Consider the following 14,805-nt stretch of genomic DNA (forward strand, 5'->3'; position numbering starts at 1 on the left):
ATCGGGTCAGGATGCCCGCCTCAGGCCGCGACGATCGCCGGGGCGGCGTCGGAAGCCCAGTCCGGGACCGGCAGGCCCTTGCCGCGCAGGAAGTCGGCGTTGAACAGCTTGGACGCATAGCGCGAGCCGGGGTCGCACAGGCAGGTGACGATGGTCTTGCCGGGGCCCAGGTCCTTGGCCAGACGCACCGCGCCGGCGAGGTTGACGCCCGCCGAGCCGCCCAGCGACAGGCCTTCGTCCTTCACCAGATCGAACAGGATTGGCAGGAAGTCCGCGTCCTCGATGCGATAGGCATAGTCGGGCGTGAAACCCTCCAGATTGCCGGTAATCCGCGCCACCCCGATGCCCTCGGTGATGGAGGAGCCTTCGGAGGTCATCTCGTTCTTCGTGAACCAGTTGAACAGGGCCGCGCCCGCCGGGTCGGCCAGGCCGATACGGATGTCGGGGTTCTGTTCGCGCAGATACTGGGAGACACCGACCAGGGTCCCGCCCGAACCGACGGCGCTGACGAAGGCGTCGACCTTGCCCGCGGTCTGGGCCCAGATCTCCGGGCCGGTGGTGGCGTAGTGAGCCTCGCGGTTAGCCAGGTTGTCGAACTGGTTCGACCAGATGGCGCCGGTGGGCTCGCGTTCGTTCAGCTCGGCGGCGAGGCGGCCCGAATAGTGGACGAAGTGGTTGGGGCTGGCGAAGGGGGCGGCGTCGACCTCGACCAGGCGGGCGCCCAGCGAACGGATCGCCTGCTTCTTTTCCTCGGACTGGGTGCGGGGGATAACGATGACGACGGGGTGGCCGAGCGCCGCGCCGACGAGGGCCAGGCCGATGCCGGTATTGCCCGCCGTGCCCTCGACGATGGTCCCGCCGGGCTTGAGCGCGCCCGAGGCTCGGGCCGACTGGACGATCGACAGGGCCGCGCGGTCCTTGATCGAGCCGCCGGGGTTCATGAACTCGGCCTTGCCCAGGATCTCGCAGCCGGTCGCCTCCGACAGGCGGTTCAGCCGGACCAGCGGGGTGTCGCCAATCAGGTCAACGATCGAACGGGTGACGGTCACGGGAAGTCTTTCAGTAGAGCAGGGCAGGCGGAGCAGGCGAGGTGGGTCAGGCCGCGATGGGCTCACGACGTCCCAGATGGATGCCGCACTCGGTCTTGTCCATCCCCGACCAGCGGCCGGCGCGCGCGTCCTCGCCCTCCTGCACCGGCCGGGTGCAGGTGTGGCAGCCGATCGAGAGGTAGCCCTGCTCGACCAGCGGATGGCGTGGCAGGGCGTGGGCGGTCAGGTGCGCCTCGATGTCCTCGGCGGCCCAGTTGGCCAGCGGATTGACCCGCAGCACCCCGTCCAGCACCTCGAACGGCCTGAGCGCGGCGCGGGTGGCGTTCTGATGCCGCTTGCGGCCGGTGATCAGGGCTGTGAAGCCGACGGTGGCGCGGGCGAGGGGGCGGGTCTTCCTCAGGTCGCAGCAGGCGTCGGCGTCGGTCTTCCAGAGGTCGTCGCGGGCGTCCAGATCGGCCTTCTCGGCCGCGTCGGGCGTGACCAGGCGGACGTCGGAAAGGCCAAGGCTTTCCGACAACTGCTTGCGGTATTGAAGGGTCTGGAAGAAGTGCTGGCCGGTCTCGAGGAAGACCACGGGCAGGGCCGCGTCCTCCCTGGCGATCAGGTGCAGCAGGGCGGCGCTCTCGGCCCCGAAGGAGGAGATGGCCGCGGTCTTGAGACCCAGGCTCGGGTCCAGCGCGGCCTTCAGAATGGTCGCGGCGTCGGCGCCTTCCAGTTCGGTGTTGAGCCGGTCCGCGAGAGCCTCCAGTTCGGCTTCGGTAGGGGCTGTCGTGGCGGCCGCACGGGCGGTGGCGCGGCGCTCCCAGATGGTCGGGGCCGGATCGATGGCGTCCTGATAGGCGGCGCTAAATGCCTGATCCATCCGCGTCCAGGTGGCCTGATCGGCGCCGGGGTTCAGCTCGACCGCGTCGAAGCCGGTGCGGCGCAGGTGGCGGGCCTGATCGGGCAGGACCTTTCCGGCGGCGATCAGCCGGCCCGTATAGCCGCGCTCGCGCAGGACCGAGGCCAGCGAGAAGCCGCGTCCATCGCGGAAGGCGTCGAACTCCAGCACGAGCACATCGGTCGCGGCGGCCGCGGCCTCGACCTCCTCAAGCGGCGTGGTGACGCTGAGGCGCGGGCCGTTCTGGATGGAGTCGAGCAGTTGCAGATCAGGCATCGGCGAACTCGTATGCATAGATGGCGTCGCGGAAGGGATCGGCGCCGAGGCGGCGGACGGTGTCGATGAAGCGCTCGCCCTCGGTGCGGACCTCGAGGTAGCGGTCCAGCGCGCGCTGGATGGCCGGAGCGACCTCGTCGGCAGGCAGGGACTTGCCGACGATCTCGCCGAGCGCGGCCTGTTCGTCAGGCGAGCCGCCGACGGTGATCTGGTAGTATTCCTCGCCCTTACGGTCGACGCCGAGGACGCCGATATGGCCGACATGGTGGTGGCCGCAGGCGTTGATGCAGCCACTCATATTGATGCGCAGCGGCCCGACCTTCTCCTGATAGTCCAGATCGGCAAGGCGCTTCGACAGGGCCTGGGCGACCGGGATCGACCGGGCATTGGCCAGGGAGCAATAGTCCAGCCCCGGGCAGGCGATGATGTCGGTGACGAGATCGGCATTGGGCGTGCCCAGACCCGCCGCCAGCAGCTCGCGCCACAGGGCCGGGGTGTCGTCCAGCCGGACGTGGGGCAGGACCAGGTTCTGCTCATAGGCCGCGCGGACCTCGTCGAACGAATAGCGCTCGGCCAGGTCGGCGACGACCTCCATCTGGGCGTCGGTGATGTCGCCGGGCACGCCGTCGACGGGCTTCAGCGAGATGACGACCGAGGCGTAACCCGACTGTTTGTGGCGACGGACGTTGTTGCGGCTGAAGCGGGCGAAGTCGGGGTCGGCAAGGACCGCGCGGTCGAAGGCGGCCGACTGGCGCGGCAGGTCGGCGAACGCCGGCGGAGCGAAATAGGCCTGGATGCGGGCCAGTTCTTCGGCGGGGACCTGAAGGGCCTCCTGACGCAGAGTGGCGAAGTGGCGGTCCACCTCCTCGCGGAAGGCGTCGATGCCCAGCGATGCGACGAGGATCTTGATCCGGGCCTTGTGGATGTTGTCGCGGCGACCCAGCAGGTTCCAGGCCCGGATGATGGCGGTCAGATAGGCGAGCAGCTCATGGCCGGGCACCGCCGGGGCGATCTCCTGACCGATATGGGGCAGGCGGCCCTGACCCCCGCCGACGAAGACCCGGAAGGCGGTCCCGCCGTCGGCGCCCTTCACGATCTGCAGGCCCACGTCGTGGGTGCGGATGGCGGCGCGGTCCTTCTTGGACGCCACCACGGCGATCTTGAACTTGCGCGGCAGGAAGGAGAATTCGGGGTGGATGGTCGACCACTGGCGAATGACCTCGCACCAGGGGCGCGGATCCTCGACCTCGTCGTCGGCGGCGCCGGCGAAGACGTCGGTGGTGGTGTTGCGGATGCAGTTCCCGGACGTCTGGATGGCGTGCATCTCGACCTCGGCCAGATCGCTGAGGATCGCCGGCAGGTCGGTCAGGGCCGGCCAGTTGAACTGGATGTTGGTCCGGGTTGTGAAATGGCCATAGCCCTTGTCGTAAGTCCGGGCGATGTGGGCCAGTTTGCGCATCTGGGCGCCGTTCATGGTCCCATAGGGCACGGCGACGCGCAGCATATAGGCGTGCAGCTGCAGATAGACGCCGTTCATCAGGCGCAGGGGCTTGAACTCGTCCTCGGTCAGGGCGCCGGACGCGCGGCGTGCGACCTGATCGCGGAATTCCTCAACCCGTTCCCGGACCAGGGCGGCGTCGAACTCGTCATAGCGGTACATCAGGCGGACTCGTGGTGTTTCAGGCTGTTGCCGACCGTGGGACCCGCCGAACGGATGGTCTCCTTCAGCCGGTCGCGACCGGACGGAGTGTGGCCGGTCACCTCGACCAGATAAGGGTTCACGAAGGTGCCGGGCTGGGATGCGGCGGCGATCAGGGCGGCGTCGGCCTCGTCGCCGTCGAACAGGGCGGCCGAGGCGATTTCCTCGACGACGCTGGCGTCCTCGCCGACATAGATGACGCGGCCATCGGACAGACGGTTGGCGGTGATCAGCTTCATGCGACCAGCTCCGCGCGCACATCCAGTTCCGCCGCCGAGAAGGCCGCGCATTCGCCGACGAAGAGCAGGGCCGGGCCGGTCAGGCTGGACCGGGCGACGAGGCCGCCGAGGTCGCCGAGCACCCCGTTGATGACCCGCTCGTCCGGACGGCTGCCGTTCTCGACGATGGCCACCGGGGTCTCGGGCGACCGGCCCGCCGCGATCAGGTTCGCCGCCGTCTGCTCGGCGCGGTCGGCGCCCATGTAGATGGCGAGGGTGTGGTTGGGCGCGGCCAGACGGCTCCAGTCGGGCGCGATGCCGCCGGGCTTCTCCTGCGCCGTGACGAAGGTCACCGCCTGGGCGTGGTCGCGGTGGGTCAGGGGGATGCCGGCCGAGGCCGCGCAGCCGACCGCGGCCGTGATGCCGGGCACGACGAAGACGGGGACGCCCGCACGGCGCATGGCCTCCAGCTCCTCGCCGCCACGCCCGAAGACGAAGGGATCGCCGCCCTTCAGCCGGACGACGCGGTGGCCGGCGCGAGCCTCCTCGACCATCAGGGCCTCGATCTGGTCCTGCGGCACGGAGTGTTCGGCGCGGGCCTTGCCGACGTAGAGGCGGCGGGCGTCACGACGGGCGCGCTCCAGAATGGCCTCGGGCACCAGACGGTCGTGGATGATGACGTCGGCGTCCTGAAGCACGCGCAGGGCCTTCAGCGTCAGCAGTTCCGGATCGCCCGGACCGGCGCCGACGATGTGGACGACCCCTTGCTCCGGCGCCGCGACGTTCAGCAGGCGCAGCATCTCGCGGCGAGCCTCGGCGGTCTGGCCGGCGGCGGCGAGGTCGGCGGCGGGGCCCCGGAAAGCCTTCTCCCAGAACCGGCGGCGCGCCATGAAGTCGGGGACGCTGGCGATCACGGTGTCGCGCAGGTCGCGGGCCAGCTTGGCCACATGGGTCAGACCGGTGGGCAGGACGGCCTCGATCCGGCTGCGCAGGTCGCGGGCGAGGATGGGGGCCGAGCCTCCGGTGGCGACGCCGATGACGACCTCGTCGCGGTCGATCAGGGCCGGGGTGTGGAAGTCGCTCAGCGCCGGACGGTCGACGACATTGACCTGGGCGCCCCCCGCGCGGCCCAGAACCGCCAGTTCGCGGGCGACCGCCGCGTCCTCGACGGCGATGAAGATCAGACGGGCGCCGCTGAGGTCCGAAGCCTCAGGCAGGCGCTCGATGGGGGAGGGCCCACCCTGCAGGGCGCCGGGACCCGTCGGTGCGCCGGCCGGTGCGAACCAGACGACCTCGGCCGGCGTCTGGCCGAACAGGCGCAGCTTGGCCAGGGCGGCGTCGCCGTTGCCGACGATGATGATGCGGGCGCCGTCCATCGGAATGGACGCCAGAAAAACTCTCATGACAGGCTCCACCGGCCTCGATCGGTAGGGGTAAGCCTGTCCGTGGGTCGTGATCTGACCCTCTGCTTATGGGGTGCGATGCACAAACCAGATTGTCTTTGGCGCGGTGATAGGATTTCTAACGGCCATGGCCAGACCGTTGCTCCCCCTCAATGCCCTGCGCGCCTTCGAAAGCGCCGCGCGGAACCTCAACTTCTCACGCGCCGCCGATGAGCTGGCGGTGACCCCGGGCGCGGTCAGCCAGCAGATCCGCTTGCTGGAGGACATCGTCGGCGGGCCGCTGTTCAAGCGCGAGGCCAAGGGGCTGCAGCTGACCGATCTGGGGCGGGGCGCCGTGCCCTTGCTGCGCGAGGGGTTCGAGCGGCTGATGGACGCCTCGTCCCTGTTGCGCGAGCCGCCGCGCAGGAAGCAGGTCTCGATCAGCGTCGCGCCGTCCTTCGCCTCGAAATGGCTGATGCCGCGCATGGACGACTTCCACGCCGCCCATCCCGAGATCGAGGTCTGGATCTCGGCCGATATGGAGCCGGCGACCCTGGGGGAGGGCGGCGCCGATCTGGCGGTGCGCTACGGTCCCGGCGACTATCCAGGCCATATCGTCGAGCGGCTGATGGCCGAGACGGTGCTGCCGGTCGCGGCGCCCTCGCTGATGGACGGCAAGCATCCGATCCGGACCCCGGCGGACCTGGCGCACCACACCCTGCTGCACGACATGTCCGAGGACGGCGATCCCGGTCGACCCGACTGGGCCATGTGGCTGAAGGCGCGGCGGGTGAAGCATTCCGACCCGCGCCGGGGGCCGCGCTTCAACCAGGCCAGTATGGTCATCGAGGCGGCGCTGGCCGGACGCGGCGTGGCGCTCGCGAAACGGACCCTGGCCCAGGCTGACCTGAACTCCGGCCGTCTGGTCGCACCCTTCGCCGACGGCAGTCAGGCGGTGGGTTTCGCCTATCATGTGGTCCTGCCGCGCGACCGGCCAGCGTCGCCCAGCGCCACGGCCTTTGTCGACTGGCTCAAGCAGCAGGCCGTGCACCATGACAACTCGATGGGGCAGCTCTAGAGGCCAGCCCGGATCCGCAAACGAAAAAGGCCGCGCACGATGCCCGTGCGCGGCCTTTTGTTTTGGCTTGGTGTGTCGCTCAGGCGTTCGACAGGGCGCGCAGGGCGGCGACGCGGGATTCTTCGCGCAGCGGGCTCGGGCGCATCGGGCCGTGCAGGACCGAAGGCGTGGCGCTCTGCTCGTCGCCGGCGGGCGTGACCAGATAGCCCTTGGCCGCCAGGGCCTCGCCGGTGGCGCGGCGCGAGGTCCAGACCGCGATCGGGGCGGCCAGCAGCAGGGGGCCGACGATCGGGATGAAGAAGGTAGCCAGGTCCGGACGGAAGGCGAGGGCGACGCAGAAGCCCAGGCCCACGCCCATCTGCCAGCGCATCGAGCGGAAGGCGTCGGCCCAGGTGATGCCGTCGGCGTCGCGCTGCTGGGCGTGCCAGCCGGCGTCCTGACCGCACAGGATCTTGAGCACGGCCTTGGTGTTGGCGACCATCAGGATGGGGGCCAGCAGAGCCGACAGGAAGATCTCGGCGCACATGCCCTTGATGATCTGCACGCCGCCGCCGAAGGCGCGACGCTCGCGCGGACGCGACAGGACCAGGGCCGCGCCCATGATCTTGGGTCCGATCAACAGCACGCCCGCCAGCAGCGAGGCCAGCATGAAGGGCGAGAACTCGGGGTGCAGGAAGTAGAAGAACGAGGCCCAGTCGATCGGATAGTAGAGCTGGATCACCAGACCGGTGACGAGCGAGGCGAACCACAGGGGCGAGGCGACATAGGCCAGGACGCCCATGAACAGCTGCATCTTCGAGGCGCCGTTCAGGCCGCGCGAACCCAGCAAGGCGATGTGCTGCAAATTGCCTTGGCACCAGCGGTGCTCACGACGGATGAAGTCGGTGATGGTCGGCGGGGTCTCTTCGCACGAACCGTCCAGGGCGGCGGTGACGTGGACGGCCCAGCCCGCGCGGCGCAGCAGGGCGGCCTCGACGACGTCATGGCTCATGATGTGGCCGCCGAAGGGCTTCTTGCCCGGCAGGACCGGCAGGCCGGCGGCCTCGGCGAAGGCGCGGGTGCGCAGGATGGCGTTGTGACCCCAGTAGGAGCCTTCCGAACCGGTCCACCAGGCCAGGCCCGCGGCGGCGACGCGGCCGTACAGCTTGACGCTGAACTGCGAGACGCGGGCGAACAGGGTCGAGGCCTTGACGATGGTCGGGGCGGTCTGGATCAGGCCAATGCCCGGATTGCGCTCCATGGCGTCGACCAGACGCAGGACGGTCTCGCCGGCCATGGTCGAGTCGGCGTCCAGCACGATCATGAAGTCGTAGGCGCCGCCCCAGCGACGGGTCCAGTCGGTGATGTTGCCCGACTTGGCCTCGGTGTTCTTCTCGCGGTGACGATAGAAGGCCTGCGAGTGGGCGCGGATGCGGAAGCCGGCGAACGCCGCCTGTTCCAGCATCAGGGCCTCTTCCTTGTTGGTGTCCGACAGGACGAACAGGTCGAAGGCGTCGGTCACGCCGAGGCGGGCCAGACCGGCGTCGATCTGGGCCAGACGGCCGAGGGCGGTGTAGGCGTCCTCGTTGTAGAGGGGCATAAGCAGGGCGGTGCGCGTCGTCGGCGCGGCCGGATGCGGACGGAAGTCGAGGTCGTCCTGCTCGCGATCCGTCATCAGGACCCACAGGCCGATGGCCGAGTTGGAGAACCAGCAGGCGATCGAGGCGATCAGAATCAGGAACAGGCCGAACGCCAGCATCTCCAGTCCGTCCCAGCCGTGGCGGGCGTAGAGGATGAAGGGGGCGACGGCGGCCAGGGCGGTCACGACGACCGTGGCGGCCAGCAGCACCAGACGGCGGGCCTTCACCTTGGCGGGGGTGGTCGGGAGCGTCGCGGAAACCGTCGCGGTTTCAACGTCGAACGCCTGACGCGGCATGTCCAGCGGCGCTTCGTCGGGGAGCCATCCATCGGCGCCGTATTCCACGGCTCCGGACAGGAAGTCTTCGCTACGCAGGGCCAGGCTGTTCATGACGGCTTTGATTTCCCCGAAAATCCGCGCTTGGGAGGCGGAGGAGGCGCGGACTACTGCATTGCAGCATGAACGCATTTTCGTGAAAATCAATCACAGAGTTGTGATGGTCTCGTGTTTTTTCGCGACCGGCCCGGAATCACTGGCTCTCGGCATGATGCCGCAGCCGACGGCCCAGGGCCCAGGCCGCGATCCCGACCCATCCGACCAGGACGAGCGCATAGACCCGCTCCCACCAGCCGACGTTGGACGGGTTCACCGTACCCGGCAGGACCAGATGATAGGTCATGACGGTCAGGCCTGTCATCACGACGAAAACCCCGATCAGGAAGGCTTTCAGCCGCGACAGCTCGCGGCTGCCGGCCAGGCCCCAGAGCAGCAGGAGGGGCGCGACCTGAATGCCCAGACCCATGTTGATGTACATGTGCCGGGGGTCTGGATACGGGAACAGGGTCGACAGGGCGAGCCCCGTTCCGGCCAGAACGAAGACGATGGCGGTCAACCAGCCGGCGATGTGGGCCCGGGTGATGGCGATCACGGCCAGGCCGAAGCCGACGCCCGCGAAGCCGGCCATCACCCCCGCGACGAAGACGCCCCAGTTGAAGATGCGCGGCATCGGCGATGACGCCCCGCCCAACTCGCTGAGATACTGCCGCGCATTGTCGAAGCCGGGGTAGGCGAGGATGGCCATGCCGACGACGGCCAGCGCCAGCAGCGGCGCGAAGACCCCGATGCCCAGCAGGATGCGGCGACGGCGATAGCGGGTCACGGCCAGACCCGAGAACAGGCCACGGCCGGGCAGGGGCTTGAGACCCCAGATGGGACGCAGCAGGGGGACGCGGCGCACGATCTCATAGATCAGCAGGCTGCCGCCGATGGTGATCGCGATCAAGGTCGGGGCCTCGACCCAGACCGGCAGACCGGCGGGCCGGATCAGCCAGATCGCGCAGACCAGCACCGTCTGGTGGGCCAGATAGAGGGTGAAGACCGCCTCGTTCAGATAGGTCTGGACCGGGCCGGTCGAGGTGCGGAGGTAGAGGCTGGCGAAGCCGAGGGCGGCGACGATCACCGACCACTGGTCCAGCGCCACCACCAGATTGCGCGGGATGCCCCAGAAGGCGCCGCCGCCGGGGTGGGCGACCTGGAGCATCATCAGGGGCAGGGCCACGGCCGCGACGCCGAGGCCGATCCAGCGGAAGCGCTGGAAGTCGCGCCAGATGCTCTCCTGCCGCACGGCCAGGAAGCCGAACAGGAAGGCGGCCAGCGACTGGGCGTGGTTGTACCAGTCCCAGACGATGTTGTTGGTCAGGCCGAAATGCGGGAACAGGATGCAACGCACGATCATCAGATAGAGGGCCGGAAAGACCAGCAGCCGCCAGCCGCTCAGCGCCGGACCGATCTTCGCCTCGGCCCAGGCGATCCAGCCGGGCCGGTTGAGCAGGGCCACGACGATGAAGCTGTAGACGGTGATGTAGAGGACGAACCACAGATGGTTCAGGGGGATGCCGTCGGCGATGCCCGAGGGGCTGAACTCGTGCCACAGCCAGGCCGGATAGCTGATCGGCGTATGCGACTTGTCCATCGCCTCGATCCACGACTGGATCGTCACCAGCACCAGAACGCCGAAGACCAGCGGCGGGCCGAGGCGGGCGAGGCGCAGCTTCGCGACCTCGGCGGGCGTCTTTCTCAGGGTCATGAAGCGCAGGGCCGCGCCGGAGACCAGGAAAAGCAGGGTCAGCCGCCAGGGATTGGTGATCAGCACCCCCTCGCGAATCCACTCGAGCGTATGGGCGCTGTGGACGTGCCAGTCGTAGGGGCCGTAGGCGAGGCCGACGTGATAGACGATCAGCAGGGCGAAGGCGGCGATGCGCAGCCAGTCCAGATCGTGCCGGCGCGTGGACGCCGGGGCGGCCGATGCGGGACGGGAAACCGGACTTGGAGCGAGGGTGGTCACGGCCCCCCTATGAGCGAGCCGACCGGACCTGTCCACGCGCCAAAACGTTTCAACCGAGTGGGGCGGTCGGGCGCGCGCCTACTCGTAGTCGATGCTGACCGGGACGGCGGCCTGGACGTCGCTGATGATCATCCCCTGCGCGGTCGTGAGGACACCGGAGATTCGCAGTCGGTCGTGACCTTCGGCGTTCAGGCGGCCGGTCATGGTCCTGGACACGTCGCCGACGGTCTCGCTCCAGACCTGGAAGCCGTTGATGACGCCCTGCGACAGTGCGGTGTCGATCGTCGCGGGCAACTGGATCCGGTAGACGCGACCCGGGTCGCCCGTGATGTCGATGACCGCCGGGGCGTCGGAGGCGTCGGCATTGGTCGCCTCAACGCCGTTGCCGGTCCCGTTATCGACGTTGCGGCGGGTGGCCACGAAGCTCATCGACTGGACATTGCTCAGCGTCAGGGCCCGCTCGACCTGGATCGCGCCGGTCGCGTTGGCGCGGCGGCTCGGGGGGGCTGCCTGGGCCATGGCCGGAGGGGGAAGCAGCAAGGCGGCCACGCCTGCCAGCAGGCAGGTCTTCAGGAAAAGCGGGCGCATCAGGCGGTTCCTCCTTGAGCGATTTGAACCACGACGGTTCCGACGCGGACATAGCCGCCATCGGCGGGGAGCACGACCACGGGAGCACTCGTCATCGTCATGCCGAGATCGGAGGCCTGTTGAGGGTCGAGCTGGATCCGGTAGCGGCCGGGCGCCACGTCCTCGATGAAGACGACGCCGGCGTGGTCGCTGCGGGCCAGAACGGGCGCGCCGCCCGCCTCGGGAACCAGCTGGATATTGACCGCGGCGAGCGTGCGATCCTCGGCCCCGTCCCGATGAAGCATGATCGTCATCTCGACCTCGCCGGATTGCTGTAGAGGCATGTCTATCCGCGTCGTGTGGCCCGGGCGGGGCACGGTCCGGATGACCTCGGCCTGACCCAGCAGGAAGGGATCGTCAATGCCTTCCAGATTGACCCTCATCGAGGCGGCCGCGCCGTCCCCGAGGCCCGAGGTGAAGATGCGGCCGTCCTTGTCGGTGATGGCGGCGCCGGCGGGTGTCTGGATCACGATCTTCGATACGCCCTGTTCGCCGGGCTGGCGGCGGCCGTCGCCATTGGCGTCGACAAAGGCGTTCACGGCCATGGAGCCGCCGGCGGAGACGCCCGGCCGCACGACATTGTAGCGCCCCAGCGCCGGGTCGAAGGCGAAGCCGAAGCCCAACTGCATTCCCACCTGCCACTCGCCGGATCGGGTCTCCCATGCACTGGTCAGGGCCACGTCGAAGCGTTTTGCGCGCCAGAAGGCAGCGGCCTGGAGCGTGGTCGCCTCCTGTTCGCCCAAGGTCTGGACGGCGCTGAGCCGCAGGGTGCGGCGCTCTGAAATCTGGACGTCAGCGGTCAGATAGGCGCTGTCCAGCTCGGTCGTCGGAGAGACGGTGTAGCTGACGCCGCCACGAAACTGGGCCCGGGCGGCGACCAGTGTCGCGACGTCGAAGGCGCCGATGAGGGTTCGTGCGCGGGTCGTCAGCGTCGTGGTGTCCGCATAGGCCAGACTGGTTGACAGATAATAGCGGTTGACGGGCGCGGAGGTGCGGAACTCGGCATTGGTCTCGCCTGTGCCGTTCAGCCTTTCGAGGCGGCGCAGGTCGAGCGACAGGGGCAGGCTGAAGGTGTCCCGCACCCGCCACTGCATGTCGGCGCGGAAGTCGGTGGCCCGGCGCAGCAGGCTGTCCTGGGTGGCGCCGACCTGACGCGTCTCGTCGACGAAGCCGCCACGATACTCGGCGTGGCGTGTGACGACGGAGAGGCCGAACGGACGAGCGGCCAGCCCCACGGTCGCGGCTGTCCCGCCCTCGCTGTCGCGGGCGGCGTCGATCTGTGTCGCGACGCCGAACAGGGAGGCCCTGACGCCGGCCAGTCCCAGCGTACGCTCTTCAAAGCCCGCAGGCGTATATCGGGCCAGACCGCCGCTGACGGTCAGGGCAGTGCTGATGCCGTAGTCGAACAGGGCCTCGAGCCGCGCCTCGCCCTGGCTTTCGTCCGGGGAGGTGTCGGGCGTGAGCTCGAACACCGACCGGTCCTGTTGAATCCCGGCCAGACGCAGGATCAGCTTGCCGGGCTCAACCTGGCCGGCGCCGAAATTGATCCGCCGGACCTCTTCCCGGGTCTGGCCCTGGGGTCCGTAGAAGACCAGACGGATGGTATTCAGTCCGAAGGTCAGGGGTACGTCGAGAAACTCGTAGCGGCCCTGATCCGGGGTCGAACGGGCGGCCTGGAGCACCTCGTTGACGTAGAGCTCGACCTCCTCGCCGAGGGGCAACTCGCCGCGCAGGTTCAGAGGCGTGGCGAGGTCGACGGTTTCCAGCGGCGCGGTCGAATAGACGAAGCCCCTGCCGCCATAGCTGCCCGCGCCGAGCGACATCGAGGGACTGAAGACGTCGCCGAGGCCCGCGCGGGTGGCGCCGAGGCGGCCCAGGGCGTGACCGTCCGGGTCCTTGCGTTCAAACAGGACGCGCGCATTGGTCGGTTCGCCGTTCTGGTCCGAGCCGAGGAAGCCCTGAAAGCCCGCGTACAGCAGGTCACCGGCCATGCGGACGTCGAAGCTGTGCGACTGGTCGACGCCGTCGCGCGCCACCTGTCCGCCCAGGTTCACATCAAAGGCGGGCGGGGTGAAAAGTTCATAGGGCGCCGGGACCTCCTGCACGCGCAGGATCGCCTGGGGCTGGTTCAGGCCGGCGGCGCGGGCTTCGCGCGCCAGACGCTGCTGGAAGGGCAGGGGTTCGGTCGGGGTGACGGTCAGGGTCTGGGCGTTGACGTCGGCGCGCAGCTTCACCGGAAACAGCTGCTCGGCCAGATCGGCGCGGACATAGAGGTCGTTGTCGAAGATCGCGGCCTGGCCGGGGGTGAAGGTGATGGCCTTGCCGTTGACGATGGCGACGCCCGTATTGAGGTCGAGGGTCAGCTTGCGGTCGCGCGATCCGATCCAGCCCTCGGCCCGGCGCTGGGCGGGGAAGACCCCGATGGCGAAATCGAGCACCCGCGCGAACTCGCCCAGCGGCACATAGACCCCGGCGCGGGAGCCATAGACGTTCATCGTCTCGGCCAGCTGATAGCCATCGGCCTGGACTTCCATGAACAGCAGGTCGTCGGCGTTGAACGGCGCGGGTTCGGCCGCGACTACAAGATTGGTCACCAGGTTCTGCGCCATGGCAGGCGTGACGGTTCCCGCCGCGAGCACGGCGAGCGCGACCGCCGTGGCCTGGCGGGCAGAGGTCATTGCGGTGCGGGCGCGCCTGCGGGAGCGGCGGATGCGGTCCCCAGAACCGAACCGGCCTTGGTGTCGTCGTCGACATAGACGATTTGGACCGGCTCGCCGGCGACGAGGGGCATGACGAGGGGGGCGACCACTGTGCGACGCTCGATTTCCGGATAAACGGCGATGCCGCGGACCAGGCCGACGACATGCTCGGCGGCGCCCGTTCCGGCGCGGATCTGGACGTCGCCATAGACGGAGTTGGCGCCCAGACGGACGAGGTCGAGGCTGACCGCGCCGTTCGGCGCGCCCTCGCTCGCGGGCATCAACCGGGCGTTCTCGACCGCGGCGCGGGCGTCGACGGCGCCGTCGCGCACGATCAGCGGGATGCTGACGCTAAAGAGTGCGGTGATCTGCAGCGCCACCCCGTTCGGAGTGTTCTCGGCGGCCTGTTGGGCGGTGAAGCCGGTGGTCTCGGGCGGCAGGGCCGTCACGGTCAGGTGGGTGCGGTATTCGCCCGGCGTCGCCGGCGGCCGCACGCGAACGCGGATGACCTGGCTTTCCTTGGGCTGCAGCGTCACCCGGCGCGGGGTGTACTGGATATAGTCGATCGCCGAGGGGGAGCGCGGCGCATCGGGGGCGTCAGCGACGGCGCGAATCTGGCCGTCCGACGACATGACCCGATCGACCAGTTCGACGGTGTAGGTCGCCGGGGCGTCCCCCTGGTTGAACACGTAAACCGAGGCGGCTCGCTCGGTCTCATCGAAGGTGACGCGGCGCGGCGAAATGTTCAGATCGGCGCCCGTCGGCGTCGCCGTGACCACAGGGGCGGCAGGCGTCTGGGCGGCTGCCGCGCCGGCGAGGGCGAGCGCTACGGCAATGATAGGGGCGGCTGATCTGAGCATTGGTCTGGACCCGGGGGGCGGCTTTCGGCCAGCAGACTAACGGCGGAAGGTTAACCCAACCTCGCGTTGTCGGCG

General features: G+C 69.0%; 11 protein-coding genes. 1 reads left to right on the forward strand and 10 read right to left on the reverse strand.

The genetic code is table 11. From position 1 onward, the window contains the following. Positions 1–20 precede the first annotated feature (20 nt). Genes AC1ROD_RS15275 through cysG form a run of 5 tightly spaced genes read right to left on the reverse strand, consistent with a single transcriptional unit; the run spans position 21 to position 5,525 of the window. Positions 21–1,049, reverse strand: coding sequence for a cysteine synthase A (locus AC1ROD_RS15275; protein WP_492949126.1), 1,029 nt, complete (start codon positions 1,047–1,049; stop codon positions 21–23). A gap of 46 nt (positions 1,050–1,095) precedes the next feature. Further along, the gene (locus tag AC1ROD_RS15280; protein WP_492949127.1) at positions 1,096–2,205 is read right to left on the reverse strand and encodes a phosphoadenylyl-sulfate reductase; all 1,110 of its coding nucleotides are present in this window, start codon (positions 2,203–2,205) and stop codon (positions 1,096–1,098) included. Beyond that, positions 2,198–3,865, reverse strand: a complete 1,668-nt coding sequence (locus tag AC1ROD_RS15285; protein WP_492949128.1) for a nitrite/sulfite reductase — start codon at positions 3,863–3,865, stop codon at positions 2,198–2,200. Before AC1ROD_RS15285 ends, AC1ROD_RS15280 begins: the two co-directional genes overlap by 8 nt. Further along, positions 3,865–4,143 (reverse strand): DUF2849 domain-containing protein, encoded by a 279-nt coding sequence (locus tag AC1ROD_RS15290; RefSeq protein WP_492949129.1) that lies wholly within the window; start codon positions 4,141–4,143, stop codon positions 3,865–3,867. Before AC1ROD_RS15290 ends, AC1ROD_RS15285 begins: the two co-directional genes overlap by 1 nt. Then, complete coding sequence (gene cysG, locus AC1ROD_RS15295; protein ID WP_492949130.1) at positions 4,140–5,525, reverse strand: siroheme synthase CysG; 1,386 nt, start codon at positions 5,523–5,525, stop codon at positions 4,140–4,142. The genes AC1ROD_RS15290 and cysG overlap by 4 nt, the downstream gene beginning before the upstream one ends. A gap of 127 nt (positions 5,526–5,652) precedes the next feature. Here cysG and gcvA point away from each other — a divergent pair, with 127 nt between their 5' ends. Then, a complete protein-coding gene (gene gcvA / locus AC1ROD_RS15300; RefSeq protein ID WP_492949131.1) occupies positions 5,653–6,582 on the forward strand; it encodes a transcriptional regulator GcvA in 930 nt (309 codons plus the stop codon). 79 nt (positions 6,583–6,661) lie between these two features. Here the strand turns inward: gcvA and mdoH are convergent, their stop codons facing one another. The 5 genes from mdoH to AC1ROD_RS15325 all read right to left on the reverse strand — a co-directional run bounded on the left by mdoH (position 6,662) and on the right by AC1ROD_RS15325 (position 14,730). Continuing rightward, positions 6,662–8,590, reverse strand: coding sequence for a glucans biosynthesis glucosyltransferase MdoH (gene mdoH / locus AC1ROD_RS15305; RefSeq protein WP_492949132.1), 1,929 nt, complete (start codon positions 8,588–8,590; stop codon positions 6,662–6,664). 139 nt (positions 8,591–8,729) lie between these two features. Next, positions 8,730–10,544, reverse strand: a complete 1,815-nt coding sequence (locus AC1ROD_RS15310) for an acyltransferase family protein (RefSeq protein ID WP_492949133.1) — start codon at positions 10,542–10,544, stop codon at positions 8,730–8,732. Between the two features lie 78 nt (positions 10,545–10,622). After that, a complete protein-coding gene (locus tag AC1ROD_RS15315) occupies positions 10,623–11,132 on the reverse strand; it encodes a hypothetical protein (protein WP_492949134.1) in 510 nt (169 codons plus the stop codon). After that, a complete protein-coding gene (locus AC1ROD_RS15320) occupies positions 11,132–13,849 on the reverse strand; it encodes a hypothetical protein (RefSeq protein WP_492949135.1) in 2,718 nt (905 codons plus the stop codon). Before AC1ROD_RS15320 ends, AC1ROD_RS15315 begins: the two co-directional genes overlap by 1 nt. Beyond that, positions 13,846–14,730, reverse strand: a complete 885-nt coding sequence (locus AC1ROD_RS15325) for a fimbrial biogenesis chaperone (protein WP_492949136.1) — start codon at positions 14,728–14,730, stop codon at positions 13,846–13,848. The genes AC1ROD_RS15320 and AC1ROD_RS15325 overlap by 4 nt, the downstream gene beginning before the upstream one ends. Positions 14,731–14,805 lie beyond the last annotated feature (75 nt).

Source organism: Brevundimonas sp. GW821-FHT12E07 (assembly GCF_058807035.1).

Bases quoted from the DNA above. Each gene is read 5' to 3' on its own strand.
- AC1ROD_RS15280 (WP_492949127.1), bottom strand. From the start codon at position 2,205: ATGCCTGATCTGCAACTGCTCGACTCCATCCAGAACGGCCCGCGCCTC.
- AC1ROD_RS15285 (WP_492949128.1), bottom strand. From the start codon at position 3,865: ATGTACCGCTATGACGAGTTCGACGCCGCCCTGGTCCGGGAACGGGTT.
- AC1ROD_RS15290 (WP_492949129.1), bottom strand. From the start codon at position 4,143: ATGAAGCTGATCACCGCCAACCGTCTGTCCGATGGCCGCGTCATCTAT.
- cysG (WP_492949130.1), bottom strand. From the start codon at position 5,525: ATGAGAGTTTTTCTGGCGTCCATTCCGATGGACGGCGCCCGCATCATC.
- gcvA (WP_492949131.1), top strand. From the start codon at position 5,653: ATGGCCAGACCGTTGCTCCCCCTCAATGCCCTGCGCGCCTTCGAAAGC.
- mdoH (WP_492949132.1), bottom strand. From the start codon at position 8,590: ATGAACAGCCTGGCCCTGCGTAGCGAAGACTTCCTGTCCGGAGCCGTG.
- AC1ROD_RS15315 (WP_492949134.1), bottom strand. From the start codon at position 11,132: ATGCGCCCGCTTTTCCTGAAGACCTGCCTGCTGGCAGGCGTGGCCGCC.
- AC1ROD_RS15320 (WP_492949135.1), bottom strand. From the start codon at position 13,849: ATGACCTCTGCCCGCCAGGCCACGGCGGTCGCGCTCGCCGTGCTCGCG.
- AC1ROD_RS15325 (WP_492949136.1), bottom strand. From the start codon at position 14,730: ATGCTCAGATCAGCCGCCCCTATCATTGCCGTAGCGCTCGCCCTCGCC.